The following is a 23483-nucleotide window of genomic DNA, read 5'->3' on the forward strand; positions in this document are numbered from 1 at the left end:
GACCAGAACGGGAAGGCTTTGAGGACCATCCGATCCTTATCCTGCAAGGGCGGCATCCCTGGTCTTACCTCACTGCCGAATTCCTGGTGCCCTTGTCCATCGTCGAAATCGCACATAAACAGCACCCAGGAAGTTTGATCTTCAATCCATGCCGCAATCTCCTCGCCTGGATCCTGCTACAGGCTGCCTACCCCTCCTCGTTGCCGACTCGTCTACTTTTCTTCCATCAGCGCCAGCCTCTGAAGAGATATTGACACGCACCTAGGCCGCAGCTACCCTCGAACAGGCTTTGAGTATGATGCCGGTTGGTCAGCCTCCAGCCGCCCACAATTTGTATTTCGGAACGAGCCTTCAGCAAATCGGCTCGTTCCGTCGCGCCCCTCAACAATCATGATCGATAAAGGTGTTCCGATGCGGTCTTCTGTTGCTCCGACTTACGAAAATCGCGTGCTCAGCGCCTATGAGGGTGAAATCTTGGGGGAAGAATTTTTTAGCGTTCTTGCCCAGAAGGCTGACAGTGAACAATCTCGCGTAAAGTTGCGCAATTTGGCCGCCATTGAGCGGCTTGTAGCAGAGGCGCTTTTTCCAGTTATCACGCGTTACAAACTTGAACCAAATAGCAAAGTATTGCTTGCTGAGAAGGGACGCGATGAAACCGTTGAGTACGCAGAGCTTGGTTGGACTCAATTTGCGGTAAAGCTCAAGAAGCTATTGGGGCCATTCGTTCGTGAGTTTGAGACTCTGCTTGTCGAGGCGCCGGTTGACGACCGACCCTATATCCAGTTACTTCTTGACCACGAAATTGCGCTTTTCGCGTTCGCTCAGGCGGAAGGTGAAGACTCAAGCGATGGTCAGATTCATCTTGACAACTTTCTACAACGGCACAAAGCTCTATTGCGCAACGAAGGCTAAGAAAACCTGTCTTCAGACCAGGTCCTGCTGTATCTGATCCACCGGGGTCGCTGGGGCGGCTTCGTCTGAGTCACGCCGCTTTGATCGGTTCTCCCTGGAGTTGGGCAGTGGCGCGTCTGATGGTTCAGAGCGTCTTCCACGTCCCCCCAGCCGAAAGAGATCCGGTCGACTTGGGAATGGACGGCGACCGGTGTGACCTGTAGGCTGGCTCAAGGCCAAGGCAGCCGATGTTGGCCGCGACCGCCCGACAATGTGGACGGCCTTTCTGTAGCCGAAAACTAGCGTAGCCGCGCTTGCGCGCACTTTGGTGGCTTGCCATCGTGCATTATTCGGACAGCCCGCTAACATATTCACAATGAGAAATTTTGTAATATTCTCTTCAGCAATGTCAGTTGGAGGACACGATGAACGTTAGAGACATGCTGCTGCACGGGGCCATTTCGTTGACACCATCAGAAGAGCGGATCGTTCAGGTGCTCCTGACCGACTACCCGGCGGCCGGCTTAGGCACTGCCACGAGTCTCGCAAAGCGCGCCGGCGTCAGTGACCCTACTGTGGTTCGCCTTGCCATGAAGCTGGGTTTCGAAGGGTTCCCCGCCCTCCAACGGCGGTTACTTGCAGATGTTGAAGCAAGATTGCATTCGCCGCTGCTTATGATGGAAGCCAAACGGCCCGACATGGGGACGCATAGCGAACAAGGAGCTGCGATCGCCTACATGCATTCGGTGGCCAGCAACCTCAACAAAGCGCTGACATCGACCCCGCTGGCGTCATATCAACGGGCCGCCCGCCTGGTAATGGATACAAAGGGCAAGGTCGTCCTGCTCGGCGGGCGGTACAGCCGTTTTATCGCAGGCATGTTAGCAGCCTACTTGTTGCAATTTCGGCCAGACATCATGCATATCGACGCACTATCGGCGCAAAAGACGGACGTGTTAGTCGACTTGGGAAAGCGCGATCTCTTAATCGTGTTCGATTATCGCCGATATCAGCTGGACGTTGTTGCGTTCGCCCAATTAGCTGCAGCCCGCCGCGTTCGCATTCTTCTGTTTACGGACCCTTGGTTATCGCCCATTGCCGAGTTTTCAGAACTAACACTAACCTGCCCAATTGAGGTTAATTCGCCCTACGACACGATGGCGTCATCGGTGGCGCAGATCGAAGCTGTTATCGCTCAAATCCTTGCTTCCATGGAGAAGCGGACGCGCGAACGTATCGAGGAATTGGAGGAGATCCGCCTCCAGGCGAGTGCATCGCTGGATAACGCGCGTCTCCTCGAAGAGGAAAAGCCCGCGCTGGCATCCATGACGACCAAGTAGCGCGCCATGGATGCAAATGCGCTGAGGACGTTATGCGAAGCGATGCAATGAGAACTTCCTGAGCAATTCCTGACGTTGACCCAACGCCCATTGTGCGACGACTTCGCCCATGGCAGGCCCAAGCTTGAAGCCATGCCCACTTGAGCCGGTGATCACGAAAGTTCCCTTTGCGCCCGGAATCTCGTCAACTATAGGGAGGTGATCCGGGCTCATATCATATTGACAGGCGTAGCCGGGACGGATGCCCAATTCGGCAATCTCAGGAGAACGGGACATGATATGTTCAATGGCCCAGACCGATTCCTCTTGCGTGATCGTTCGGTCCAATTGGCCCGCGACCTCGAGGCGATAGTTCATGCGCGCGTGTGCTTCTTTAAGCGCGTCGTTCTCGACGCCTGTGCCGCCGCCCCCCCCAGGTTCCAACCAAAATTGTATTCTCGCCTTCCGGCCGAGCATAGCAGTTCGTAGTTTCATCAACCCAACAATGCGGAAGTAACTTCCTTGCGACACCTGGTGCGTCCATTACTGCCATGAAGTGGCGTTCAATAAACGTCGGTAGGCTAACTCCAAGCTTAGCCAGGAGCGCCTTCGACCAAACACCCGTTGCAAGAATTACGCGACCGGTAGAGATGACGGTGCCATCACTTAGCGTCACCCCGGTCGTGTTTCCATTTGTTACTTGAATTTCGGTAACCGAGCGGCCGCCCATAAACTTAACGCCATTTGCGCGAGCTCGATTGACCAATTCGTTAGTTGCACCGTAAGGGTCGCAGTGTCCCGATTCGTCTTCCCAGGCGGCAAAAGTGATCCCCTCCATATTGAAATGAGGGAGAATTGCCTGCGCCTGTTCTCCGGTCAGACCCTCGATTCGGCTACCTTCATCGTCGCGGATCCGCTTAACAATCTCGCGATTTGCGGGTTCGTGCTCAGGACCGCAAACCCACAGGCAGCCAGATTGATGAAAGGCGCCGGGGAGATCCTTAAGGATCTCGATTCCCCGTTTTGCGAGCAAAGATAACTCGGGATCGCCATAGAACGCGTGGCACACCGCGGACGATGAGCCGGTCGGTCCGGAAGCCGGATGGTCGTACTCGACTTGGATAACGTTCAGATTTTGGTTCGACAGATAGTAGGCTGCCCCCGCACCCGCAATTCCCGCTCCCGCAACGAGTACGTCACAGCTGTATCTTTCGCTCATTTGATGCTCCTGTTACAAGAAAAAGCCCAACCGGCTATCCTTATCGATGCAGCCACTTCCGGTACGGCGAGTGGTGAAGGGCCAGGACGACGATTGCGACCGGCTCGCAATCAACTTTCTTCAGAGCAGAATGCCCTCTGCACAAGATCCACCCCTCCCCACCTTTGGCCAAGCAGTCCGCTGATAGGCTGGCTGAGGAGCGAAAATAATGTGGAATTTTTTTCCTGTCTACAGTTAATTGCAATGTTTGAAGAAATTCTTTCAGTCCGCGGCACTCGACCTCCTCGGCCACCTTCGACCTTCCCGCTTGCTCAACAAACCAAGCCTCATCCGATCTATCGCGAACTTGAGGCCATGGCTGAACACAAGGCCACGCCGGAAAAAATTTTCTATCTATCAAAATGATCGCATCATTGACAAATAATTTTCAGAAATTCATGCTTTGTGAGATAGCATGTTCGTTGCATGCAGGATGGACGCCGGGATCGAGGACATGCTGGCAGCCTATCAAGCATCGGAGACTAAGTGGGGTTGCCGTTCTGAGAACGGCGCCAATGTCGCGGATCGGCCGACAAAGATAGCCATTTGTTAAATTTGGAGGATAACATGGAAAAAAGAACGGCATATCATTCAATATACGAGAAGCTTGGCGCCCCCATGATTGACTTTGGAGGCTGGAAAGTCGCTTCGCACATAACTTCTTCAAACGATGAATACATGATGGTCCGCTCCAATGTCGGCTTTGCCGAGTATGATTTCCAGAGTTGTTTTGGGGTGTGCGGACCGGAATCGTTTCAATTCATACAGGAACTTATCGTAAACGACTTGGGAAAGATCACCCCTGGCGGCACTATTTACTCAAGTATCCTTGACGACAAGGCTAGTCTAATCGACGACGTTATCGTTTTTTGGATTAGCGAAGATCAGTTTATGATCCACGGTGGAATTACTCGCGACGCCTCGCGCAAGTGGATTTTGGAAAAGGCAGATGGTCGAAAGGTCTGGGTCACTGAATTGTCTAACACGTTCCTTTCCATACAGGGCCCAAAGTCGATCAATGTACTTCAACAAGCCGTGGACATTGCAGATCTTGAGCACAACCGATTAGTGCATGTTGATTTCCATGGCGTTCCAACCACGATTGCACGAGTGGGCTTTTCAGGTGAACTCGGTTACGAGGTCCATTTCGGGCCTGAATATGCTCACGGCATGTGGGAAAAGTTCACTGAGTATTGCGCGAAGTACGGTGGCGGCCCGGCCGGACTGATGGCCGCCTTCCCAATCGCGGTTGATAAAGGCTTTCTGTTCGGAGCCGACTTTTATGCGGGAGGTTCCCCTCTTGAATATGGCCTTGGATGGTCCGTAGCTTTTGACAAGGGCTTTTTCCATGGCAGAGATGAGATGCTGCGCCGCAAGCAAGCAGGCCTCCGCACCAAACTCGTAGGAATAGAGGCCGACACAACGGAACCTCAGATAGCGGGAGGTTTAAAGCTGACCTGTGGTCCCAAGAAGAACGCAGGTGAAACGACGATCGGCTGGGTCAGCCCACTGCTCGAACGCAATATTGGACGAGCATGGGTCAATAGCGAATTCGCCGAGCCAGGTACGGAGTTGGAGGTTCAATCCAACGGCGGTCCCAAAAAGGTGAAAGTCACCGCCAGCTACCGATTCTTCGATCCCAAAGGCGAGCGCGTCAGGGTAAATCCCCGCGAGATGCTCAAAGTTTGATCTAGCTCAGTTAGACATATCGCAGTCTTCCGAGCGTGGGGCCGGGCAAAGCAGCGATGCTGGCCGGCCCCAGCGGCGCCCTTGCCCGGCGAGACCTCCTTGGCGGTAAAACAAGGATACCGTCATAGGTCTGTCTCGGAAGACAGTCTCACGCTCACACCAAACAAGAGCGGCCACCATCGCAACGGCATCAACAGCCTTCGTCGGACAGGTCCATCGCAAGGTCGAGTTCGAGTCATTCGACAAGGGTCTTCGGTCGACGCGCCCTCGTAGGGTAATTACCCACCCTTTCGATGCGGCACGGTGCGTCGTCACTCGTCGTCGATGTCCGGGTACTGCGGGGGAGCCTTGCCGATCTTGCTGACGATCCTCGGGTAATTGGCATCGGGCTGCGCCTGCCCTGTTCCAATAACTTCAACGCGGAAGCGCCACTCGTCACCGTAGAGCAGTTTCTGGATAATCACGGTTAGGCATCGTAGCCGGCGTGGGCGAACAGGTTTTCGCATTCTTTGGGGTGGAAACGATCGATGGCGACGGCCACGGCGTCCCATAATTCCGGGATGGACCGGGCTGCTGCCTTTCGCAGTAAAGCCTTCAGCTTGGCGAAGGCCATCTCAATGGGGTTAAAGTCCGGGGAGTAGGGCGGAAGATAGCGAAGGGAAGCCCCCGCAGCCTCGATGATTTCGCGGACACCGACCACTTTATGAGCAGGCAGGTTGTCCATCACGACGACATCGTCGGGTTGAAGCGTCGGCACGAGGACGCGGCGCAAGTAGACCAGGAATGCTTCGCCATCCATGGCGCCGTCCAGGAGCCAGGGCGCGACGATCCCGTCGAGGCGCAGGCCGGCCGTGAAGGTCGTGGATTTCCAGTGCCCATGAGGAACAGCCGCCCGGCAACGCTGTCCACGCGCAGAGCGGCCTCGTAGCCGGGCCATCTTGGTATTGAGGCCACTTTCGTCGATGAAGATCAGGCGGCTCGGATCGAGATCGAGTTGGCCTTCGAACCACTCTTCCCGGGCTGCCAAAACATCCGGTCGCTGCTGTTCGGCCGCGTGCGCTGTCTTTTTTTGTACGTGATGCCACGCTTTGCGAAGAACGCATGGACCGTCGTCAGGCTGGCTTTGACCCCGCGCTCTGCCGCAAGGCGATCGACGATCTCGGCAAGCGTGATGTCCCGCTCATCGGTCTCGACCAAGGCGAGAATGAAAGTCTCGTGCGCGTCCAGCTTCGATACCTTCGGCTTGCCCTGCCGCCCAGGTTCCAGATTGCCGCTCGAACGCCAGGCCCGATACCATGCACCAGACGTCGATATCCCGATGGCAAACCGCCGTGCCGCTTCTCGGGTCGACAGGCCTGCCTCTATCGCCTCGATAACACGCGTCCGCAAATCCAGGCTGTAAGCTCGTGCCATGCCGCTGCTCCTTCCGCAAATCACTTCGATCAGGGAATCAGAACAAGCCGTTCACTGCAAACAAACGACTCCGATTAAGGGAAAACCGCTCTAGTCGTACAAGAAGGTCATTGCCGAGCCCACCTTCTGGAAGGCTGTGCTGACGCGCGTGCCCTTCACGCTGCGAGAGCCGCTCCCCTCTATGTCGGCGAAGAGTTCGAACCGCAGGGGCGAGTCAAACAGCTTTCCCGTCAGCTTTGAATAGAAGCCGTAGGCGTGGTCCAAGTCGAAGCCAAATGCCGCTACGATGGCTTCGGCCAGATCCGCCAGCGTGCTCGAACTCGACACCTCGATGTCCCGACAAAGCCGTGCCCGAAGAGAGGCTCGGAAGATCAAGGTCGCGGGCTCAGTCATCGCAGATTTCAGGCGCTGACGGTTTGAAGGATGATTTTGAAGGGGTTCATGCCTGGCGCGAGACGAGCCGTGTCGACGACGGTTCGAATGTCGGCTTCGCCCTGGGCGGCCCACATGGCGCGATAGCCGTTGGTGATCTTCCGTTGAACGACGGCGGGTCTCAGCGCCCGTTCGCAGGCGTTGTTCGTCGCGTCGACCATTCCTGGCCATTGGGCAAAGGTCAAAAGTTGATCACGAGCTCGCCTGAACTTGTTTTGGATGTCGCGGGCCAGATCGCACGACGTTGTGGTGGCGAAGATATCGTCCAGACTTCGCTCCAGGGCGCGACGCTTGCCGGCGATGGTCGAGGCGGCGAAGGTTTCCATACCGTCGGCTAGGGCGAAGGCCCTTTGCAGCCAACGTTTGAGCCGTGAGGGCAGCATGTCCTCACTTGCCTCGTCCGCATAGGCGACGTCGCGGGCGAGATGCGCCAGGCAGGTCTGATGCGCATTTGCGTGACCTTGTTGTGCGGCATAGCGATCGGAACACCAGACGTCGGGACGATGGCCGTCCATCAGGGTCCGGACCACGACAGCGCCGCGCGTTGGCGCCGCTTGATGAACAACCGCTTCGGCGCAGCGAAACACCCAGTGGTAGGCGTTGCTTCCTTCGATCCGCACGCCGGTCTCATCGGAGGCGATGACCTTGGCCCGGCGCAACGCCGCGACGGCCTTGTCGCACTCGGCCGCGAACGCGCCCTGCGCACGGCGCAACATGTTCATCAGTCCGCCCTGGCTAATGTTGAGACCGAAAAGGTTCGCGAACGCGCCCTGCAGCCGCTCGTAGGACAGGGCCTGGAAAGTCTTGAGATAGGTCGCTACGGCGTGTACGCGTGGCCCGAACGGCGTCCCCTTCGCCGCATCTGGCACAGCCGCGACGACCAGCGTGCCGCAGGACGGGCAACGGACTGCCAGGCGCCGATGGCGCTCAATCAAAGGCCTGATCGCAGGAAGCTCAATCTTGTCGTGCTCGCTGACGGTTTCGGCAGCAAGATCGCTCGACAGGCTGGCGCGGCAGCAAAGACATTGGTCGGGATGATGATCGATGATGCGATCGGCATCCTCACTCATGGCGCGGCTGTGACCTTTATGACCCGCCTTAGCGCCGCCAGGCTTTGCCCTGTCCCGACGCGCCTTGCGATCGCTCGAAGGTGGCTTGGACGACGTGCGCGATGTCTTCTCTGGCCGCTGTATCCGCAGCACCAGATCGATCAACTCTTCCTTCGTCAGACGCTGCAAATCAGTGCGATCCATATCCCCATAGATTCAGGGATTCTTGCCCCTGACAAGGGCGTGAGTAATTACCTCGTAGGTTTCCCTTATTCTGTGATCATGCCATTCGCCCTCGGGCTGAAAGCTGTGGAGCGGACAAACCTATTTCTGCAGAGCGCTTGCCTTTTTGAGTCGCTCGATGCGATTAAGAAATTGACATGTTGACGCAGGTCACGAGGATTTGTAATTTCCTCTTCAGGAGTTCAAGGGGAACTGATTGATGCAGTTTCGAGACATGCTGCTTCAAGGCGGCTTATCGCTCACCCCGTCGGAGGAGCGCATTGTTCAGGTGTTACTCACCGATTATCCGACGGCCGGGCTAGGCACCGCAACGAGCTTGGCGAAGCGTGCTGGGGTCAGTGACCCCACTGTGGTTCGCCTGGCCATCAAGCTCGGCTTTGAAGGTTTTCCCGACTTCCAGCAGCGGTTGCTCGCCGACATCGAAGCGCGATTGCATTCGCCACTGCTTATGATGGGAGCGAAGCGGCCAGAGTTGGCCACCGACGGCGAACAAGGCGCGGCTATAGCCTACATGCATTCGGTTGCCGGGAGCCTCGACAAGGCGTTGACGACCACTCCGCTGGCTACATATGAGCGCGCAGCCCGACTTGTCATGGACTCCAAAGGTAAGGTGGTCCTGCTCGGAGGACGCTACAGTCGGCACGTCGCGGGAATGTTGGCAAGCTACTTATCGCAGTTTCGAGCCAACGTCGCCTACATCGAGACACTATCCGCTCAGCAACTGGATCTGTTGGTCGATTTAGGAAAGAGAGACGTTCTGATCGTCTTTGACTACCGCCGCTACCAACGCGACGTGGTCGCTTTTGCCGAACAAGCCGCCGCCCGTCACGTTCGCATCCTCCTGTTCACCGATCCATGGCTATCGCCGATTTCCGATTTCGCCGAAGTTACCCTTTCGTGCCCGATCGAAGTCAGTTCGCCCTATGACACGATGGCACCGGCGGTGGCGCAGATCGAAGCCGTCGTCGCTCAGATTTTTGCAGCCACCGGCGAGCGGACACGCCGCCGGATTGAGGAACTCGAACAAATCCGTCACGAGAGCAATGTGACACTTAACGAGGCCCACGCGCACAAAAATCAGAGCAACGGGAGTTCTCGTCAAAAACTCCAATAGCCGGCCCGAAGAGCATCTTCCCTTCCATTAGCCTTAGCTTTTCTTTAGTTATGACTCCCTCACTGGCTCTCTCTGATGCGAGACCGAAGTCCTCAACGAGTCCCATTTTTTTATCCGCTGGCTTGCCTGGGGCCAGTTCGCCTCGGCGACCCGGGTTATGAGCGCCTCGATCAACGCGAACGCGGCAACGTTGCTGTCAAATGCAGTCTCGTTCTCAATGTGCAGCGCTATCACTTCTGATGCATATTTGGAGATTGGAGACATCCATCGATCCGTTATCAGGATGATCTTCAGCCCGCAGTGCTTTGACACTCTTTCGGCGAACTCTTCAAGGGAACGTTGGTACCTTCGAAAATCGACGAGGACTAATACATCCCTTTGCCGCATTCGCATTATATACTCTGGCCACCAGTCATCCTCGGACGATACCTGATGAACACCAGCGCGGATTTGTTTCAAGTGCCTAGACAAATACTGCGCAACTAGATCGCTGATCCGACCACCCAAGGTAAATATATCAGATCGTGGGTCGGAAATTAGTGCCCCTACTCTTTCAAACTGGGCGGCAGTGATCGCCCCGGCGGATGCCTTTAGCAACTCGGTTGATTTTTGGATAAAATTCTCGAAAAACTCGTCCGTTATACCGCTTGTTGTTGTCCGCAAATCGAGCGGAGACTTTTGCCCTTGCTTCAGTTCCTTTATAAGTTGTTGTTGGAATTCCTGCAGACCCTGGTAGCCGAGTTTACTCACGAAGCGTGAGATAGAGGGAGCAGAGACGTTTGAGGAGGTCGCAATTACCTGGATTGGCTCAAGTCCGGCAAACGGATAATTCGACAGAATTAGCGCAGATAAGCGCCGCTCCGTGGCGGTTAAAGAATCTGCTGCTCTCCTTATCTGCTCCCTTACGGTTTCGCCCGGAATTGTGCTATCGGTCATAATCTCTCCAAAGCCGGCTACCCCGCAAACCCTTAAGCACTGCTGTTTTCAGTATGGGGGAGTGAGACCTAGCTAGCAAGCTCCAGCGCTCCGCCACGAGAATGAGGTGCTGCTCTAACCAGCACTGGGCGTTAGCGGCTTAGGGGCGTGTTCCAGGCCTTGTATTTCGGCAATGAGCTCACGGGTAGTGACCTGACGGCAATACCCCTTAATCGCCCGTAGCGAGCTATCATGGCGTTCCCGGGTATAAGTCAGGCATGCATCTGTAACCTGTGTGACGAGATAGCCAAGGTCACAGGCATCCCTGATTGCGCCTTCTACACACTGGTCGGTAACCAACCCTGCGAGTACGAGCTGTTTAACACCGAGATTCCGCAAGATGTAATCGATATTTGTGGAAATGAAGACGGAAGATGACGTCTTGGGCAGAACTATCTCATCACCCTGCACAGCTATCTGGTCAATTACCTTACCGTCCCATGACCCCTTTGGGACATGGAACCCAGTGATCTTGTAGTCGAGAGATCTGTCCCGACCATCAGCTGTCAAGCTTTCGATCGTTGTATACATTACTTCAATATGGGCCTTCCTGAAGGCGGCTTGCAAAGCCTGCATGTTCGGAATGACCCGAGCCTCAAGCTCGCCGAAAAACCAGCCGTACTTTGCTGCAAAATCGTCTTTCGGAAGCCCAGCAAATTCGGCGCCGTCACGGTGAGCACTGAAATTTTGGACATCGATAAAAAGTAAGGCCGATTGCTCCGGCACCACAGGCACATTGCGAGTAAGGCTCATTTCAGTTCCCATCCAAATAGTCTTCGATCGATGATGCGACGATATCGGCCCAGCGCTTCTGACCATCGGGCGTCCGGAGATGGTCATTTCGGATCTCAATCAGGCTGTTGTTCAAGCCACGTGTCTCACAATGCCGCGGCACAAACCAATCGGTCGAGTCGTTGACCTGATAGGGCTCATTCATCCCCACGATTAAACGCGGATATCTGCGTGTAACAGAGTCTCTCAGGCGCGCTGACGTATCCGTATCACGACGGAATAGGAAACCGATATCCCACGGGCGCCATACGTTGTTCATACGGGGGGTGAAACTGTGAACCGATATCGCCACTGTGTGTCGACCCTCCTCTAGACGTCGACTGATCTCTGTGTGAAAAGGCTCGAAGATCTCGGCCACGCGAGCCGCGCGATCGGCAATGTCGACTTCCTGATTGCCGGGTATTCTGATCCCGTCGCTTGTTGCAGGAATAGCATCGTATGCCTCCGGCGGCCGGTTGCAATCTATGACCAGGCGGCTATACGGCTGAAAGACAGCAACAGCATCTAGCCGCCGCGCCAAAAGACGCGCCACTTCGGCTGCCCCGATATCCCAGCCGACATGATCGTCAAGCACCTCAAGAGAAATGCCCAGATTTCCGAGCGCCGCGGGGATCGCCTGCCCCGCATGTTCACACACCAGGAACACAGAACTTGACCCGTCGGGGTTGATGACCTCAAACGGGTCCGGATCGCCCTGCCCCAGCAAGCGTAGCGTATCATAACCCTGCTTCATGCCATTCTCTGTCCTTCGAGAGATCGACGGGCTTGCCGACGCCTGAGCCACCAATGCATTGAGATTGCAAATGTCCCTGGGGACCAACTCTCTCAGGAAGCCCCGCCGCGTGCTCCCATCGTTCGCTGCAAACAGGACGAGATTTCATTTTCAATGTCAACTCAGTATTTGTGATTGACAAAAAAATTTCATTGAGGTTTTGTGCACTGAAGGCAACATGGTCGTTTCGAGACAGGCTATCGCGGTGGTGGGGTTGCCTATGGCCGCGGAGCACTGGCGTACGTTATGAAACTGACTAATTTGAACCTCACGATCTTGTTCTGCTGAGCCCAACGTTTTGAAGGACACCGATGATTTCGAACCCGCTTGTCTTCGCAGCTACGTCCGATATTGCCGGGAGAACACGTGGTAAAGCATTTCCAGTGTTGGAACTGGATAAGCGCCTAAAGCGTGGAATCGGCTGGACGCCGACGAATGTAATGATTACCTGCTTCGACGCGATCGCTCCAAGCCCCTTTGGCTCGCTCGGCGATCTCCTTCTGATCCCTGATCCTGAAGCGCGCGTTGAGGTCGACTTCGCAGACGGCGGCCTGGTTGAGCATTTCATGTTGGGGGATATCACCGATCTCGACGGCCGCCCATGGGATTGTTGTACTCGCTCGATTCTCAAAGCGGCACTTGAGCGGCTCCGATCTTGCGGCGGTATCCAGCTTGTGAGCGCCTTCGAGCATGAATTCCAGATGCTCGACGCCGGCGAGGTTCTTCCCGACGCCTACAGCTTGCGCGGGTTTACTCGGCGGCGGCAGCTCGGAGAGGCTTTAATGGCGGCTCTCGCTCAGGCAGGCCTGACGCCCGATACCTTCATGAAGGAATTTGGTCCAAACCAGTACGAGGTTACCAATGGCCCCGCTCAGGGTCATCGCTCTGCCGACCAAGCGGTAATTCTTCGGGAGTTGACCCGCATGGCGGCGCAACGCTGCGGTGAGCAGGTGACGTTCGCACCAATTTTAGACCCCACCAGCGTCGGTAACGGCGTTCACATCCATATGAGCTTCCTGGATGGGAATGGCTCCCCGGCAACGTACGACGAGAACGACCCGTTCGGCATGTCCAAACTTACCGGGTCATTCATCGCCGGCGTACTCAAATATCTCGACTCCATCGTTGCGCTAACCGCGCCGTCTGACATTTCCTATCTGCGATTGACGCCAAACCGCTGGAGCGCGGCATATAACAATCTTGGCTTCCGCGATCGCGAGGCTTCAGTTCGAATCTGTCCCACGACCTCCGCAGATCCCGAGAAGATCGCCAGGCAATATAACTTTGAGTACCGTGCGGCCGATGCCGCCGCTTCGCCACATCTGGCCTTGGCATCGATTCTCAATGCAGGTGCCCAGGGCATCGAAGACGGTCTCCCCACACCTCAGGTAACTCAGGAGAACTTATCCGTGCTGTCTGAGGCCCAGCTGTCTGATCGCGGTTACAAGCGGCTACCACAATCCCTGGAAGAGGCTTTGCTGCGTTTTGAGCAGAACGATGTTGTAACGCGTTGGTTTCCGGACGGCTTTGCCTCGATTTATACTGCGCACAAGCGTGCCGAAATCGCGCACCTGAGCGATCGCACCGTCAAAGAGCGCTGTGCCGCTTATTCAAAAGTGTACTGATAGCAAGAAGGCACTTCGTGAGAGGCGTAGAGATGCTGAAGATAAAGGGAGCAGAACGTCTGTTCAGTCTCTATCTGGAGCCTGGATTTTCGATGCAGGCCTTTTCTTCTGCAGTTGAGGCCTTACGGCTTGCCAACGAAGTGCTCGAATCGGAGATTTACGCTTGGCGAGTTGTATCTGACGACGGACTCCCTGTGAGATCGAGTTGTGGACCTACGATCTCCGTTGATACGTCGCTCAAGGAGGAACGCGGCCTCCTTGGCAAAACGGGCTGGTCCCCTTCAGTCGCCGTAATTTGCGGGGGGAGCCACCCACTTGCCGCAAATCGGGCCCTGCATGGTTGGTTGCGAGAATGCCGGGCTAGGAAACTGTGTCTGGTCGGAATCGCGAGCGGGATCTTCAGCATCGCCCAGACCGGTCTGGCGGATGGACGAAGATGTGCAGTACACTGGGAACAGTTCCCTTCGTTCGTTGAACAATTTCCACGTATCGCTGCTGTTCAAGCTGCTTATGAGATCGACGGAGACACGTACTCCTGCTCTGGCGGAGATGCTGCTTTCGACATGTTCGTGCAGTTCGTCAGAGAAGATTATGAATCCCCTACAGCCAACCGGGTGTGCGAGAAGGCGGTCGCTATGACGGTCCGTCAACCTGGAGATCGTCAGAGACTACCTCTGCATGCAGGCGCGGCCATTCACCATGACGGCCTGTTGAAGATCATCGAGCAGATGGAGAGGCATCTCGACGAGCCAGTCGCGCTCGAAGACATCGCTGCCTCCAGCCGCTTGTCTCGGCGCCAAGTTGAACGCATCTTTTCGCAACAAATAGGACGTTCGCCTGCGCGATACTATCTCGAGATGAGACTTGAGCGCGCGCACTTGTTGATCTTGAACTCGCAACTTCCAATCGTCGAGATCGCGATGGCCTGTGGTTTCATCTCGGCCTCGCACTTTTCAAAGGCATATCGCGAGAATTATGGACTGGCTCCACGTGAGGCTCGCTCGGAAGTCGTAGAACGCCGACGGAGCGGGCACGGAACCTTCGCTGCGGACGCACCCGCACCATTGCCGGTGACGAGGTCATCAATCGGGGAAATGGTGCATGCAAAGTGATTCCCGTTCCGGAAACTCGCCCGGAGGCCGCAGATAGTGTCCGACAGCAGCATGGTATCCAGCCTTGACCTCGTCGAGCTGAACCCGTTCCTGGACGAGCGCGGCCGCACCGCGACCCGATGGTCGACCTCACCGCCAGCCTGATGGGCCGTCGCATCATGGACCACCCGACCCGCAGTCATTCCGGAAGCATCTGACCATGACCCAGCCTTCTCGCCTTGCCATCGTCCCCTTCATCAGTGTCGACCGCATGATGAAGCTGGTGCTCGCCATCGGGATCGAACGGTTTCTCACCGAGCTTGCCGGCTACATCGAAGAAGACTTCCGCCGCTGGGAGCTGTTCGACAAGACACCGCGCATCGCCTCGCATAGCCATGACGGCGTCATCGAGCTGATGCCGACCAGCGATGGCCGGCTCTACGGCTTCAAATATGTCAACGGCCATCCCAAGAACATGCGCGAGGGCCGCCAGACGGTCACCGCCTTCGGCGTGCTGGCCGATGTCGGCTCGGGCTATCCGATGCTGCTCAGTGAAATGACCATCCTGACGGCGCTGCGCACCGCAGCCACCTCCGCGCTTGCGGCCAAATACCTGGCGCCCAAGGGGTCACGCGCCATGGCCATCATCGGCAACGGCGCCCAGTCCGAGTTCCAGGCCATCGCCTTCAAGGCGCTCACCGGCATCGACCGGCTGCGGCTCTACGACATTGACCGCTCGGCTTCGGAAAAATGCGCCCGCAACCTGTTCGGCAAGGGCTTTGACATCACCATTTGCACGACCGGTCAGGATGCGGTGGAAGGCGTCGACATCATCACCACGGTGACGGCCGACAAGCAATGCGCCACCATCCTGACCGACAACATGGTCGGCTCGGGCGTCCACATCAACGCCGTCGGCGGCGACTGCCCCGGCAAGACCGAACTGCATCGCGACATCCTGTTGCGATCGGATATCTTCGTCGAGTTTCCCCCACAGACCCGCATCGAAGGCGAGATCCAGCAGCTCGATGCCGACCATACGGTGACCGAGCTGTGGCAGGTGATGACCGGCCAGGCGCAAGGCCGCAAGACGCCGGAGCAGATCACGCTGTTCGATTCCGTCGGCTTCGCCACCGAGGATTTCTCTGCGCTGCGCTACGTCCGCGATCAGCTCAAGGCGACCGGCCTTTATGAAGAGCTCGACCTGCTCGCCGATCCCGACGAGCCGCGCGATCTGTTCGGCATGCTGCTCAGGGCCGCCTTGCAGCCGGCCGCCTGAGGAAACGCGCCCAAAGCGTCTGATCTTAGTGTCCCCGGCCAGTCGGACGTGCACCTTCAATCAAGCATTCTCTATCCATCAACCCACAAGCCGGTGTTGGCCAATCTCTGGGCGCCAATTTTGTTTATAACCTCGAGCTTGAAGCGGGCCTAAAGCACCGAATATAGATCGGCATTTTGATCACTCCTCTCAAACGACAAACTTGCGGCATCCAGACTGCCCTCACGACACGAACATGGTAGTGAGAAAAAAGTGAACGGTGATGACTGCAGCGAAACTCGATTCGATCGATCTCAAAATCCTCGACGCCATCCAGCGCGACGGGCGCATTACCAAGCTGGCGCTGGCCGACAAGGTCGGATTGTCGCCGACGCCGTGCTGGATGCGGCTGCGCAAGCTGGAGAGGGCCGGCATCGTGTCCGGCTATCACGGCGCGATCGCCATGCGCACGATCGCGCCGGTGGCGACCGTGCTGATGGAGGTGACTTTAGCCAGCCACCGCCAGGCCGACTTCGACCGCTTCGAGCGCGTCATCCGCGACATTCCCGAAATCGTCGCCTGCTGGTCGGTGGGCGGCGGCGTCGATTATGTGCTGAAGGTGATGGCGCGCGACATTGACACCTATCAGCACCTCGTCGATGCCTTGCTCGAGCGCGAGATCGGCATCGACCGCTACTTCACCTACATCGTCATCAAGACGGTGAAGGACGAGAGGGTGTTTCCGGTGGCCGATCTGCTGCCGGTCGTGGGCTAGATAGATCCTGTGCGTCTACCCGCCAATAGAGACAATCTCTCTATGACCGTATCGAAACAGCCTCTCTGTCTCAACCGCTCGGGTAGTCTTTCGGCATCGCCTCGGCACCGGGAAAACTTGATCGATGTCTGCGCATTTTGCCCGCACTTCCTTGAGAGGGCGCGCTCGCCTGGATTGTGTCTAGCCATGATATGTCTCCATCAAGACGAGTCCGAATCGGAGATGACCCTGCCACCTGCTGAAACCTCGATCGTTGCCGGCAAGATCTTGGACAACAAGGGCGCGACCTTCGGCTATAACGCCCAGACCGGCGAGTATGGCGACATGATTGCCATGGGTATCGTCGACCCGGTCAAGGTCGTGCGCACCGCTCTCCAGGACGCGGCCTCGGTCGCCGTCGTGCTGGTCACCACCGAAGCCATGATCGTCGAAGCTCCGAAGAAGGAAGCTGCCGGCGGCATGCCCGGCGGCGGCATGGGCGGCATGGACTTCTAAATCCAACCCAATCAGCCTTAGATACGGAAGGGGGCGGCGACGCCGCCCACAGACCGCTGACAAACCCCGTCTATTTTAGGCGGGGTTTTGTTTTATGGAATTGAATAGGCTTGTGATTTCGCTGTCAGGATAATTTGCCAGGAGGTTGCAGGAAGTCGGCAGGGTGGTTCGCTGTCCTCAGGCGAGGCCTGATTTTGGCTTTGGCCACAGGCAAAGGGCGATTTTCTTGATGTTCTGTGCGGCGGCTGTGAGTAGGCATTGGCAGGCGACGCGAACGTGACTTCGGAAGCGTGCGTAGCGGTGGCCATGCAGTTGCTTGGCATCGGCGAAGGAACGCTCGACCGTCTCCTTGCGGCGGCGGTAGATAGCCTTGCCCCATTGAGTGAGACGGTTGGCGTCGTTTCGTTCGCGCGCATCCTGCCAGACATGGCGGGTGATCAACCGTGTTGCATTGGCGTTTGTCGTGCAGGAGGCCAGCAACGGGCAATTGCGGCAGATGGCGGGATCGCTCTTGTAGTGGCGGTAGCCGGTGCGGTCGGTGGTGGCGTAAGCGAGGACCTGGCCTTCAGGGCAACGGTAGCCCTCAAGCTCCGGCTCATAAATGAAGGCGCTCTTCCTCATCATGCCGGGCCTGGGTGGTGTCGGATTGCGATAGCCGGTGACGCCCCTGATCCGGCGCTCCTCCAGCCCCTTGGCGATGCCTGGCGTGGCATAGCCGGCGTCAAGCCCGACGGCGGCGACATCGAAGCCGAAGCGCTCCACCTGCCGGTCGAGGCGTGAGAGATAGACGATCGAGTCATGCACATTGGCCGGCGTGGCATGGGTGTCGGTGATGATGGCGTGGGCGGCATCCACCGTGCGGTGGTCGAGGTAGAAGAAGCCCTTCGGCTTGCCGTCGCGCACCATGTAGCCGCTGTCGGGATCGGTACGCGACACCTTGGTCTCCTTCTCGACGGGCTGGCGTTCTTTGTCCTTGAGCGGCTTCTTGCCATGCTGGGCGCGGTCCTCCTCAATGGCGGCGTCCAGCGCCTCCCAGTAGTCGGCGCGCGACTTGGCTACCACCGCAAGGTCGAAGCGGTTCTTGTTGGCGCTGGCCTTGAGATGGGTGCTGTCGGTGTAGAGCACCGTGCCGTCGACAAGCCCATGCCGGATCGCCTGCTCGACGATCCTGTCGAAGATACCCTGCGCGATGGTCTCGTCCTGATAGCGCCGGCGCCGGTTCTGCGACAGCGTCGAGGCATCGAACACCTTGTCCGTCAGCTTCAGCCGCAAGAACCAGCGATAGGCCACGTTGACCTCGATCTCGCGTACCAACTGGCGTTCCGAGCGAACCCCGAACAGGTAGCCGATGAACAGCGCCTTGAACATCAAGGTCGGGTCGAGCGGCGGCCGGCCATTGTCGGCACAGTACAGCGGTGCGGTCAGATCGTGGATGAAGGAAAAGTCGATCACGAGGTCGATCTTGCGCAACAGATGATCAGCCGGAACAAGCTGATCCAACGTTACAATCTCAAGCGCGGTCTGTTCAGGCGCCGGTCGCTTCAACATGACCCAGTGAATCAAAAACCCACGGCAATTGCCAGGGGTTTGTCAGCAATCTGGGGGCGGCGACGCCGCCCATTTCTTTGGCGCGAACGTTGATCCAGAACACGATCGCCGTGAAGGCCGAACATATGATCGTAGTAGCGATCGCACTGACACAAGGACAGGAGATCGAGAGTGCCGGCCGGGAGGTCGGCGGTGAGCCGCTGGCGTCTTGGCGTCGAAGACATCAACGTCTTCGAAAACCGTTGGAGAATACGTGGGGCGGGTGGACGAAAGCGTGCTATCGGCCTAGACGACATTCGCAACTCTCCCGAGTCCGCCGAGAGCATATGAGGCAGCAGCGACCCTTTGTCGTCGAGATCAAACAGAAGCGTGAGCTCGTGAAGCGGCCACAATCAATCTGGGCCGGCATCGACCTGGCCGCTATCACGAATGATATCGCGGAGGCGGAAGCGATCGCTGAAGCGCCGATTTTTCCTTGTGAAGATGTTCGTTCTCGGCCCATGGCCGCCATTGATGAAGCATCCGACGCCAAGGAGGTGACCACGCCCGACGTATCGCTCCCTATGCCGCCGACGTTTGGGGAAGCGAAGATTCTGGAGGCATCGAACGCACCGACTGAAGGCAGACGGACTCGCAAGAAGAAGCGGTGGCAGACAGATGTTCTTCTGCGGCGAGGTGAACGATGGAAGCGGCGCCTGCCGTGGGTGCTCCGCCAAGGCCGGCCTGAAAGGGAGGTCAACTGCACGGGGATTGAAACCGCCCTTATCGAGAACTGTCCATGACACGCCGGGAGTGCATACAAGTAACGAAGAGGCTCGACCGTACTGTAGAAGTTGCCTGTCAAACGCTCTCGGATTCAGGTGCAAGAATGAACCCGAAAACGGGCTCAGGTTGGCCAGGCATCGGCTCTCGCAAAACGGGGAAATTACGGCCGCTTTGGCAGATACCGCAAGCGCGGCAGGTGCCATTTCGAGTGCGGCCTCAAAGTCCTCATAGGGGCCTTCTGCCATCTCAGCCCGAGGCCGGATAACCACCCGACAACCGGCGGGTGCAGAGGACGTCCATGACCTTAAAATTCATCCTAAAGGTGAATCGTTAAAGCTGTGCCTTCCAAAACGGGGATTCTTTCGAAATGTTCAGATTTTTTGGGCGGGATCCCCTTTCCGCCTCTCGGGGAATGTTCCTGTTTGCTAAGTCCATTGCGGGATTTTCCTTCTGTATCCTCGGGACCCGGGCTGCCAGCGCCCACGTCAAATGGTTCTCTGCCTATGACGTTGCCGGCCAGCCGCGCGGCCTCGAAAACGTCCTTTGTCAGGATTTCGAGCTCCTCCTGGGCGTTGCCTTGCTCTGTATCTTTTCCGGCTGCGTGGTGGAGCGGACGTCTCTAGGCGAGATGATAACCCGCTCGCTCAACCGCTTCACGGAGGGCTTGCTGCTGCATACCGAGACGATGGTCCGCGCGATCTGTGGGTTTTTCTTCATCTCGCTCTGGGCGGTCGGAGGCATCCTCTTAACCCCCGAATTGAAAACGACGTCCGCATTGGTGGGACCTTTGCAGCTCGCCATCGCGGCCGGTCTGCTGTCACGCCGCACCACACCCCTATCCGCCGCGGGGATCGTCGTCCTGTTCGGGCTAGCCGTGCGCGATTACGGCGCGTTTCATCTGGCTGACTATCCGATCTTTCTGGGGCTTGCGGCCTATCTCGCTCTCACCGGGTTGCAAAAGAACTTATTCGGCGTTCAGCCGCTCGACGTCGTGCGCTATGCGACCGCCGTCACCTTGATGTGGGCGTCGGTCGAGAAGTGGGCCTATCCCGAATGGAGCTTCCCGCTCCTGATCGAGCACCCCGGTATCACCCTTGGCTTCAACAACGAGTTCTACATGCGAGCCGCGGGCATGATCGAGTTCACGCTCGCCTTTGCCCTCGCTTGGACGCCGCTGGTCCGACGCGTTGCGGCGGCCGTGTTGGTTGAGATGTTCATCAGCGCGTGCTTCGAATTCGGCAAGCTGGATGTGATCGGGCACTCGGCCATCATCGTCGTCTTCGTCGCGATCCTTTCCGATCAGCGACCTAAGGAGACCGACACTCCCGCGGCCTGGCTCGCTCCGGTCGGATTATGTGCGGCGTTGACAGCAACGCTCTTCGCTTACTATGTCGGCCACGCGGCGATCTTCAACACTACGATTCTCTAGGACGTGGTGACGATTTAACTATCTGAGCCAAATGGCGATCGCTGCGAGTTTGACGAAACCCATGAAGTTTGCGAGCAGCTTGTCGTAACGGGTTGCGACGCGCCTGAACTGCTTGAGCTTGTTGAAGAAGCGCTCGATGCGGTTGCGCTCCTTGTAGAGATCGCGGTCGTATGGCCGCTGGGCCTTGCGGTTGCGCTTGGGCGGGATGACGACCTCTGCGCCCTGTTCAGTGATCCTGTCAACGAGGTGATCGGCGTCGTATCCCTTGTCGGCGATGGCGGCATCGGCGTCGATACCGTCGATCAGGTCGTGGGCCAAGGCGATGTCGTTGCGCTGGCCGGGGGTGCCGATCAGGCGGATGGGAAGGCCGAGCGCCTCGGTGGCGGCGTGGATCTTGGTACTCAGGCCGCCGCGAGACCGACCCAGGCCCTGGGCATCCGCCCCCCTCATATGAGGCTCGTTGTGTCAATAGTAGCGGCGGCGGCTTAATCACCTTCGGACGCTGTCGGGATCGGCCTCGCGGCGAATTGCGGAACAAGTCCACATCACCTCATATCCGGTCGGCTCTGGTGGAGCCTGCACCCATATCCCGCATGCACGGGCAAGTTTGGCGAGGCCGGGAAGGATGGGACCCATCTTTTTGACGGCGTTAACAGCCCTGGGGGGCGCCGGTCCACATCCATCCCGCTTCGTCGCAAGTGACGTTGGCCGCCCCTCGCGTCGAACTCTTTCGTCAGGCCTTGGTCATGGCGCCCTCCGGCAGCAGGCCCTGGGTCAGATACCGCCACAAGGCGATTATCAGCTTGCGCGCCAAGGCGACGATCATGGTGCGGCGGATGCGTCCTTTGCCGGCGCCGACGCGCTCATGAAACCAGCGCGCGAGACCGCTATCGGGCTGATGGCGCAGCCACAGCCAGGCAAGTTCAATGGCGGTTCGACGCGCTCGCGGATTGCCCGATCTCTGGATGCCTTGATCGCGGCTGACCGCGCCGCTGCTCCAAGGGCTGGATGCAAGACCGAGATAACCGGCGACCTCACGCCGATTCTGGAAGTCGCGGAAGAACACCTCGTTCGTCATTACGCTTGCGATCGTCAGGCCAATGCCACGCAGATGACTCAGTTGGATGATCCCGGGAGCTGTGATCTCGGCGGCCTGACGCTGCTCAGCCTCGACCTCCATGATCATCTCAATCACTTGCCACAAGCGGTGGCACTCGCGCTTGATCTCGTTCTTCAGGCAGGACGGCAGATCCCGCCCGTCAGCCGTGCGCAGCGTCTCGAGCTGCTCACGCCAGTCCCGTCTGGCTGGCTTGAAGTCGCGGATGCCCTGGGTCATCAAAAGCCCCTTGACGCGGCTGGAATGCTGGCCGCGTTCGTTGACGAGCCGAGCCCGTTCCCGGCTGCGACGGCGATCGTTCTCCTGCTCGAGGCTCGGCACCCGCACAACCCGGCAGACCCTCGGCTCGCCACGTTCCAGCGCCATCAGCGTGCGCAGCAGCGCCGCCGCATCGAGGCGGTCCGTCTTGGCGCGGCGTGACCGGCGGTCGACCAGGATGCTGGCCGCGTCCAGAACCTGATTGTCGATGCCGCGGTCGCACAGGAAACGATGCAGCCAGAAACCGTCGTAGCCGGCCTCGTAGCACGACATTACCCGAACCGGACGCGTCAAGGCGGCCTGCGCCTGTTCGCGCCGGTGTTCAATGAGAGCCATAAGCCCTTCGGTGTCACCTCCTTGCAGGCGATGCAGGCTGATCTTGTCGACCGCCGGCGAGTGCAGCGCCACAAGCCAGGTCGACTTGCTCAATTCCAGTGCCATGAAAATTGTGGCAGTCTTCTCGTCGACGGGCGGCAGAGCAATGGATGAGAGATTCATGAGACGTCTCCAGGGTTAGGATGTCGGACCCCGAAACCTTACCTGAGTTCCGCCGCCCGTCGCCTCATGGGATCTTTGACCTTGCGTGCCCCGGCGGCATGCTGGTGCGCTCGCACGATCGTGCTGTCGATCATCAGCCATTCGAGGTCGGCTTCGCGGGCGAGCATTTCCAGCATATCGTCCAGCACGCCCATCCCGATCCAACGATAATAACGCCGCTTCACCGAGCGGTAATCGCCAAGCCGCTCCGGCAGGTCGCGCCAACGGCCACCCGAACGCGCCATCCACAACAGCGCGTCGAGGAACTTCCGATTATCTGTACGCGGGCCGCGCTTGCCTTTCGTGCCACCGGGCACAAAACCCTTGATCCGGTCCCACTGGTCGTCCCCAAGCGCATCGCAATCCATCGCCGATCTCCAAAAATCAGCGTTGAATCTGATTTGCCAATCCTTGGGAATCTGGAGGCTTCTGTGAGGTCCGCGGGCACGAGGGAGCGGCCGGGTTGGCAGTCGGACCTCATTGCAAGCCGGATTGAACGCAGCCGCGGGCAGGACTGGCGCTATGGGGATTGTAGCCCGGAGCTGTGACCGGGATAGTCTTCGCGGGAATGATCAAGGGCCGTCGGGATGCAATGACGGCAATGGACGCTGCGGCAGGGGGCGGCATCTTGATGGCGA

General features: G+C 57.8%; 22 protein-coding genes and 4 pseudogenes. 13 read left to right on the forward strand and 13 right to left on the reverse strand.

The window, feature by feature from the left end:
• Positions 1-447: 447 nt before the first annotated feature.
• Together ACFSQT_RS09355 and ACFSQT_RS09360 are read left to right on the forward strand one after the other, a co-directional pair.
• Positions 448-912 (forward strand): hypothetical protein, encoded by a 465-nt coding sequence (locus ACFSQT_RS09355; protein WP_379018064.1) that lies wholly within the window; start codon positions 448-450, stop codon positions 910-912.
• A 404-nt stretch (positions 913-1316) separates the two neighbouring features.
• Positions 1317-2231, forward strand: coding sequence for a MurR/RpiR family transcriptional regulator (locus ACFSQT_RS09360; protein ID WP_095090531.1), 915 nt, complete (start codon positions 1317-1319; stop codon positions 2229-2231).
• A 30-nt stretch (positions 2232-2261) separates the two neighbouring features.
• On the opposite strand, the gene ACFSQT_RS09365 is transcribed toward ACFSQT_RS09360, so the two are convergent.
• Entirely contained in the window at positions 2262-2588 is a 327-nt protein-coding gene (locus tag ACFSQT_RS09365) for an NAD(P)/FAD-dependent oxidoreductase (protein WP_379018065.1), read from the reverse strand.
• A gap of 16 nt (positions 2589-2604) precedes the next feature.
• Complete coding sequence (locus ACFSQT_RS09370; protein WP_379018066.1) at positions 2605-3429, reverse strand: NAD(P)/FAD-dependent oxidoreductase; 825 nt, start codon at positions 3427-3429, stop codon at positions 2605-2607.
• A 210-nt stretch (positions 3430-3639) separates the two neighbouring features.
• Between ACFSQT_RS09370 and ACFSQT_RS09375 the strand changes: the two genes are divergently transcribed.
• Entirely contained in the window at positions 3640-3834 is a 195-nt protein-coding gene (locus tag ACFSQT_RS09375) for a hypothetical protein (protein ID WP_378976909.1), read from the forward strand.
• Positions 3835-4035: 201 nt separating this feature from the next.
• Entirely contained in the window at positions 4036-5157 is a 1122-nt protein-coding gene (locus ACFSQT_RS09380; protein WP_379018067.1) for an aminomethyl transferase family protein, read from the forward strand.
• A gap of 311 nt (positions 5158-5468) precedes the next feature.
• Here ACFSQT_RS09380 and ACFSQT_RS09385 read toward each other — a convergent pair whose 3' ends face one another.
• The 4 genes from ACFSQT_RS09385 to tnpC form a co-directional block, all read right to left on the reverse strand.
• Complete coding sequence (locus ACFSQT_RS09385) at positions 5469-5621, reverse strand: plasmid pRiA4b ORF-3 family protein (RefSeq protein ID WP_379018068.1); 153 nt, start codon at positions 5619-5621, stop codon at positions 5469-5471.
• 2 nt (positions 5622-5623) lie between these two features.
• A protein-coding gene (locus ACFSQT_RS09390) for an IS630 family transposase (protein WP_417568608.1) occupies positions 5624-6570 on the reverse strand; the annotation gives its coding sequence in 2 pieces (ribosomal slippage) (positions 5624-6226 and positions 6229-6570; 945 coding nt in all).
• A gap of 90 nt (positions 6571-6660) precedes the next feature.
• Complete coding sequence (locus tag ACFSQT_RS09395; protein ID WP_379018069.1) at positions 6661-6963, reverse strand: IS1096 element passenger TnpR family protein; 303 nt, start codon at positions 6961-6963, stop codon at positions 6661-6663.
• An 8-nt stretch (positions 6964-6971) separates the two neighbouring features.
• Positions 6972-8255, reverse strand: coding sequence for an IS66 family transposase (gene tnpC, locus ACFSQT_RS09400; RefSeq protein ID WP_095090354.1), 1284 nt, complete (start codon positions 8253-8255; stop codon positions 6972-6974).
• Between the two features lie 238 nt (positions 8256-8493).
• Between tnpC and ACFSQT_RS09405 the strand changes: the two genes are divergently transcribed.
• On the forward strand, positions 8494-9408 hold the full coding sequence (locus ACFSQT_RS09405; RefSeq protein ID WP_378924187.1) for a MurR/RpiR family transcriptional regulator: 915 nt from the start codon (positions 8494-8496) through the stop codon (positions 9406-9408).
• A gap of 48 nt (positions 9409-9456) precedes the next feature.
• On the opposite strand, the gene ACFSQT_RS09410 is transcribed toward ACFSQT_RS09405, so the two are convergent.
• The 3 genes from ACFSQT_RS09410 to ACFSQT_RS09420 all read right to left on the reverse strand — a co-directional run bounded on the left by ACFSQT_RS09410 (position 9457) and on the right by ACFSQT_RS09420 (position 11908).
• Complete coding sequence (locus ACFSQT_RS09410) at positions 9457-10344, reverse strand: MurR/RpiR family transcriptional regulator (protein WP_378924185.1); 888 nt, start codon at positions 10342-10344, stop codon at positions 9457-9459.
• A gap of 114 nt (positions 10345-10458) precedes the next feature.
• On the reverse strand, positions 10459-11148 hold the full coding sequence (locus ACFSQT_RS09415; protein WP_379018070.1) for a cysteine hydrolase family protein: 690 nt from the start codon (positions 11146-11148) through the stop codon (positions 10459-10461).
• Entirely contained in the window at positions 11138-11908 is a 771-nt protein-coding gene (locus tag ACFSQT_RS09420; RefSeq protein WP_379018071.1) for an N-formylglutamate amidohydrolase, read from the reverse strand. The genes ACFSQT_RS09415 and ACFSQT_RS09420 overlap by 11 nt, the downstream gene beginning before the upstream one ends.
• A 350-nt stretch (positions 11909-12258) precedes the next feature.
• Between ACFSQT_RS09420 and ACFSQT_RS09425 the strand changes: the two genes are divergently transcribed.
• From ACFSQT_RS09425 to ACFSQT_RS09450, 6 genes and pseudogenes are all read left to right on the forward strand, one after another.
• Positions 12259-13572, forward strand: a complete 1314-nt coding sequence (locus tag ACFSQT_RS09425; protein ID WP_379018072.1) for a glutamine synthetase family protein — start codon at positions 12259-12261, stop codon at positions 13570-13572.
• Between the two features lie 32 nt (positions 13573-13604).
• A complete protein-coding gene (locus ACFSQT_RS09430) occupies positions 13605-14684 on the forward strand; it encodes a GlxA family transcriptional regulator (RefSeq protein ID WP_245331290.1) in 1080 nt (359 codons plus the stop codon).
• Positions 14685-14726: 42 nt separating this feature from the next.
• Positions 14727-14881, forward strand: a pseudogene (locus ACFSQT_RS09435) (arginase); the annotation flags it as partial.
• Between the two features lie 2 nt (positions 14882-14883).
• Positions 14884-15942, forward strand: a complete 1059-nt coding sequence (locus ACFSQT_RS09440; protein WP_378924178.1) for an ornithine cyclodeaminase — start codon at positions 14884-14886, stop codon at positions 15940-15942.
• Between the two features lie 262 nt (positions 15943-16204).
• Positions 16205-16696 (forward strand): Lrp/AsnC family transcriptional regulator, encoded by a 492-nt coding sequence (locus tag ACFSQT_RS09445; protein WP_379018073.1) that lies wholly within the window; start codon positions 16205-16207, stop codon positions 16694-16696.
• A 237-nt stretch (positions 16697-16933) separates the two neighbouring features.
• Positions 16934-17191 (forward strand): annotated as a pseudogene (locus ACFSQT_RS09450) (TCP-1/cpn60 chaperonin family protein); the annotation flags it as partial.
• Between the two features lie 177 nt (positions 17192-17368).
• Here the strand turns inward: ACFSQT_RS09450 and ACFSQT_RS09455 are convergent.
• Positions 17369-18739, reverse strand: a complete 1371-nt coding sequence (locus ACFSQT_RS09455) for an IS1182 family transposase (RefSeq protein ID WP_379018074.1) — start codon at positions 18737-18739, stop codon at positions 17369-17371.
• Between the two features lie 326 nt (positions 18740-19065).
• Between ACFSQT_RS09455 and ACFSQT_RS09460 the strand changes: the two genes are divergently transcribed.
• Together ACFSQT_RS09460 and ACFSQT_RS09465 are read left to right on the forward strand one after the other, a co-directional pair.
• Positions 19066-19521, forward strand: coding sequence for a hypothetical protein (locus tag ACFSQT_RS09460; protein WP_379018075.1), 456 nt, complete (start codon positions 19066-19068; stop codon positions 19519-19521).
• Between the two features lie 395 nt (positions 19522-19916).
• Complete coding sequence (locus ACFSQT_RS09465) at positions 19917-20933, forward strand: hypothetical protein (RefSeq protein WP_379018112.1); 1017 nt, start codon at positions 19917-19919, stop codon at positions 20931-20933.
• A gap of 18 nt (positions 20934-20951) precedes the next feature.
• Here ACFSQT_RS09465 and ACFSQT_RS09470 read toward each other — a convergent pair.
• The 3 genes and pseudogenes from ACFSQT_RS09470 to ACFSQT_RS09480 form a co-directional block, all read right to left on the reverse strand.
• Positions 20952-21377 (reverse strand): annotated as a pseudogene (locus ACFSQT_RS09470) (IS5 family transposase); the annotation flags it as partial.
• A 289-nt stretch (positions 21378-21666) separates the two neighbouring features.
• The gene (locus ACFSQT_RS09475; RefSeq protein ID WP_120019114.1) at positions 21667-22806 is read right to left on the reverse strand and encodes an IS110 family RNA-guided transposase; all 1140 of its coding nucleotides are present in this window, start codon (positions 22804-22806) and stop codon (positions 21667-21669) included.
• Positions 22807-22880: 74 nt separating this feature from the next.
• Positions 22881-23213, reverse strand: a pseudogene (locus ACFSQT_RS09480) (IS5 family transposase); the annotation flags it as partial.
• Positions 23214-23483 lie beyond the last annotated feature (270 nt).

The organism is Mesorhizobium calcicola (assembly GCF_042682105.1).
Classification (GTDB): domain Bacteria; phylum Pseudomonadota; class Alphaproteobacteria; order Rhizobiales; family Rhizobiaceae; genus Mesorhizobium; species Mesorhizobium calcicola.

Bases quoted from the DNA above. Each gene is read 5' to 3' on its own strand.
- ACFSQT_RS09420 (WP_379018071.1), bottom strand. From the start codon at position 11,908: ATGAAGCAGGGTTATGATACGCTACGCTTGCTGGGGCAGGGCGATCCG.
- ACFSQT_RS09365 (WP_379018065.1), bottom strand. From the start codon at position 2,588: ATGAACTATCGCCTCGAGGTCGCGGGCCAATTGGACCGAACGATCACG.
- ACFSQT_RS09475 (WP_120019114.1), bottom strand. From the start codon at position 22,806: ATGAATCTCTCATCCATTGCTCTGCCGCCCGTCGACGAGAAGACTGCC.
- ACFSQT_RS09410 (WP_378924185.1), bottom strand. From the start codon at position 10,344: ATGACCGATAGCACAATTCCGGGCGAAACCGTAAGGGAGCAGATAAGG.
- ACFSQT_RS09395 (WP_379018069.1), bottom strand. From the start codon at position 6,963: ATGACTGAGCCCGCGACCTTGATCTTCCGAGCCTCTCTTCGGGCACGG.
- ACFSQT_RS09465 (WP_379018112.1), top strand. From the start codon at position 19,917: ATGTTCCTGTTTGCTAAGTCCATTGCGGGATTTTCCTTCTGTATCCTC.
- ACFSQT_RS09360 (WP_095090531.1), top strand. From the start codon at position 1,317: ATGAACGTTAGAGACATGCTGCTGCACGGGGCCATTTCGTTGACACCA.
- ACFSQT_RS09430 (WP_245331290.1), top strand. From the start codon at position 13,605: ATGCTGAAGATAAAGGGAGCAGAACGTCTGTTCAGTCTCTATCTGGAG.
- ACFSQT_RS09380 (WP_379018067.1), top strand. From the start codon at position 4,036: ATGGAAAAAAGAACGGCATATCATTCAATATACGAGAAGCTTGGCGCC.
- ACFSQT_RS09370 (WP_379018066.1), bottom strand. From the start codon at position 3,429: ATGAGCGAAAGATACAGCTGTGACGTACTCGTTGCGGGAGCGGGAATT.
- ACFSQT_RS09405 (WP_378924187.1), top strand. From the start codon at position 8,494: ATGCAGTTTCGAGACATGCTGCTTCAAGGCGGCTTATCGCTCACCCCG.
- ACFSQT_RS09445 (WP_379018073.1), top strand. From the start codon at position 16,205: ATGACTGCAGCGAAACTCGATTCGATCGATCTCAAAATCCTCGACGCC.
- ACFSQT_RS09440 (WP_378924178.1), top strand. From the start codon at position 14,884: ATGACCCAGCCTTCTCGCCTTGCCATCGTCCCCTTCATCAGTGTCGAC.
- ACFSQT_RS09425 (WP_379018072.1), top strand. From the start codon at position 12,259: ATGATTTCGAACCCGCTTGTCTTCGCAGCTACGTCCGATATTGCCGGG.
- ACFSQT_RS09415 (WP_379018070.1), bottom strand. From the start codon at position 11,148: ATGGGAACTGAAATGAGCCTTACTCGCAATGTGCCTGTGGTGCCGGAG.
- tnpC (WP_095090354.1), bottom strand. From the start codon at position 8,255: ATGGATCGCACTGATTTGCAGCGTCTGACGAAGGAAGAGTTGATCGAT.
- ACFSQT_RS09455 (WP_379018074.1), bottom strand. From the start codon at position 18,739: ATGTTGAAGCGACCGGCGCCTGAACAGACCGCGCTTGAGATTGTAACG.
- ACFSQT_RS09460 (WP_379018075.1), top strand. From the start codon at position 19,066: ATGAGGCAGCAGCGACCCTTTGTCGTCGAGATCAAACAGAAGCGTGAG.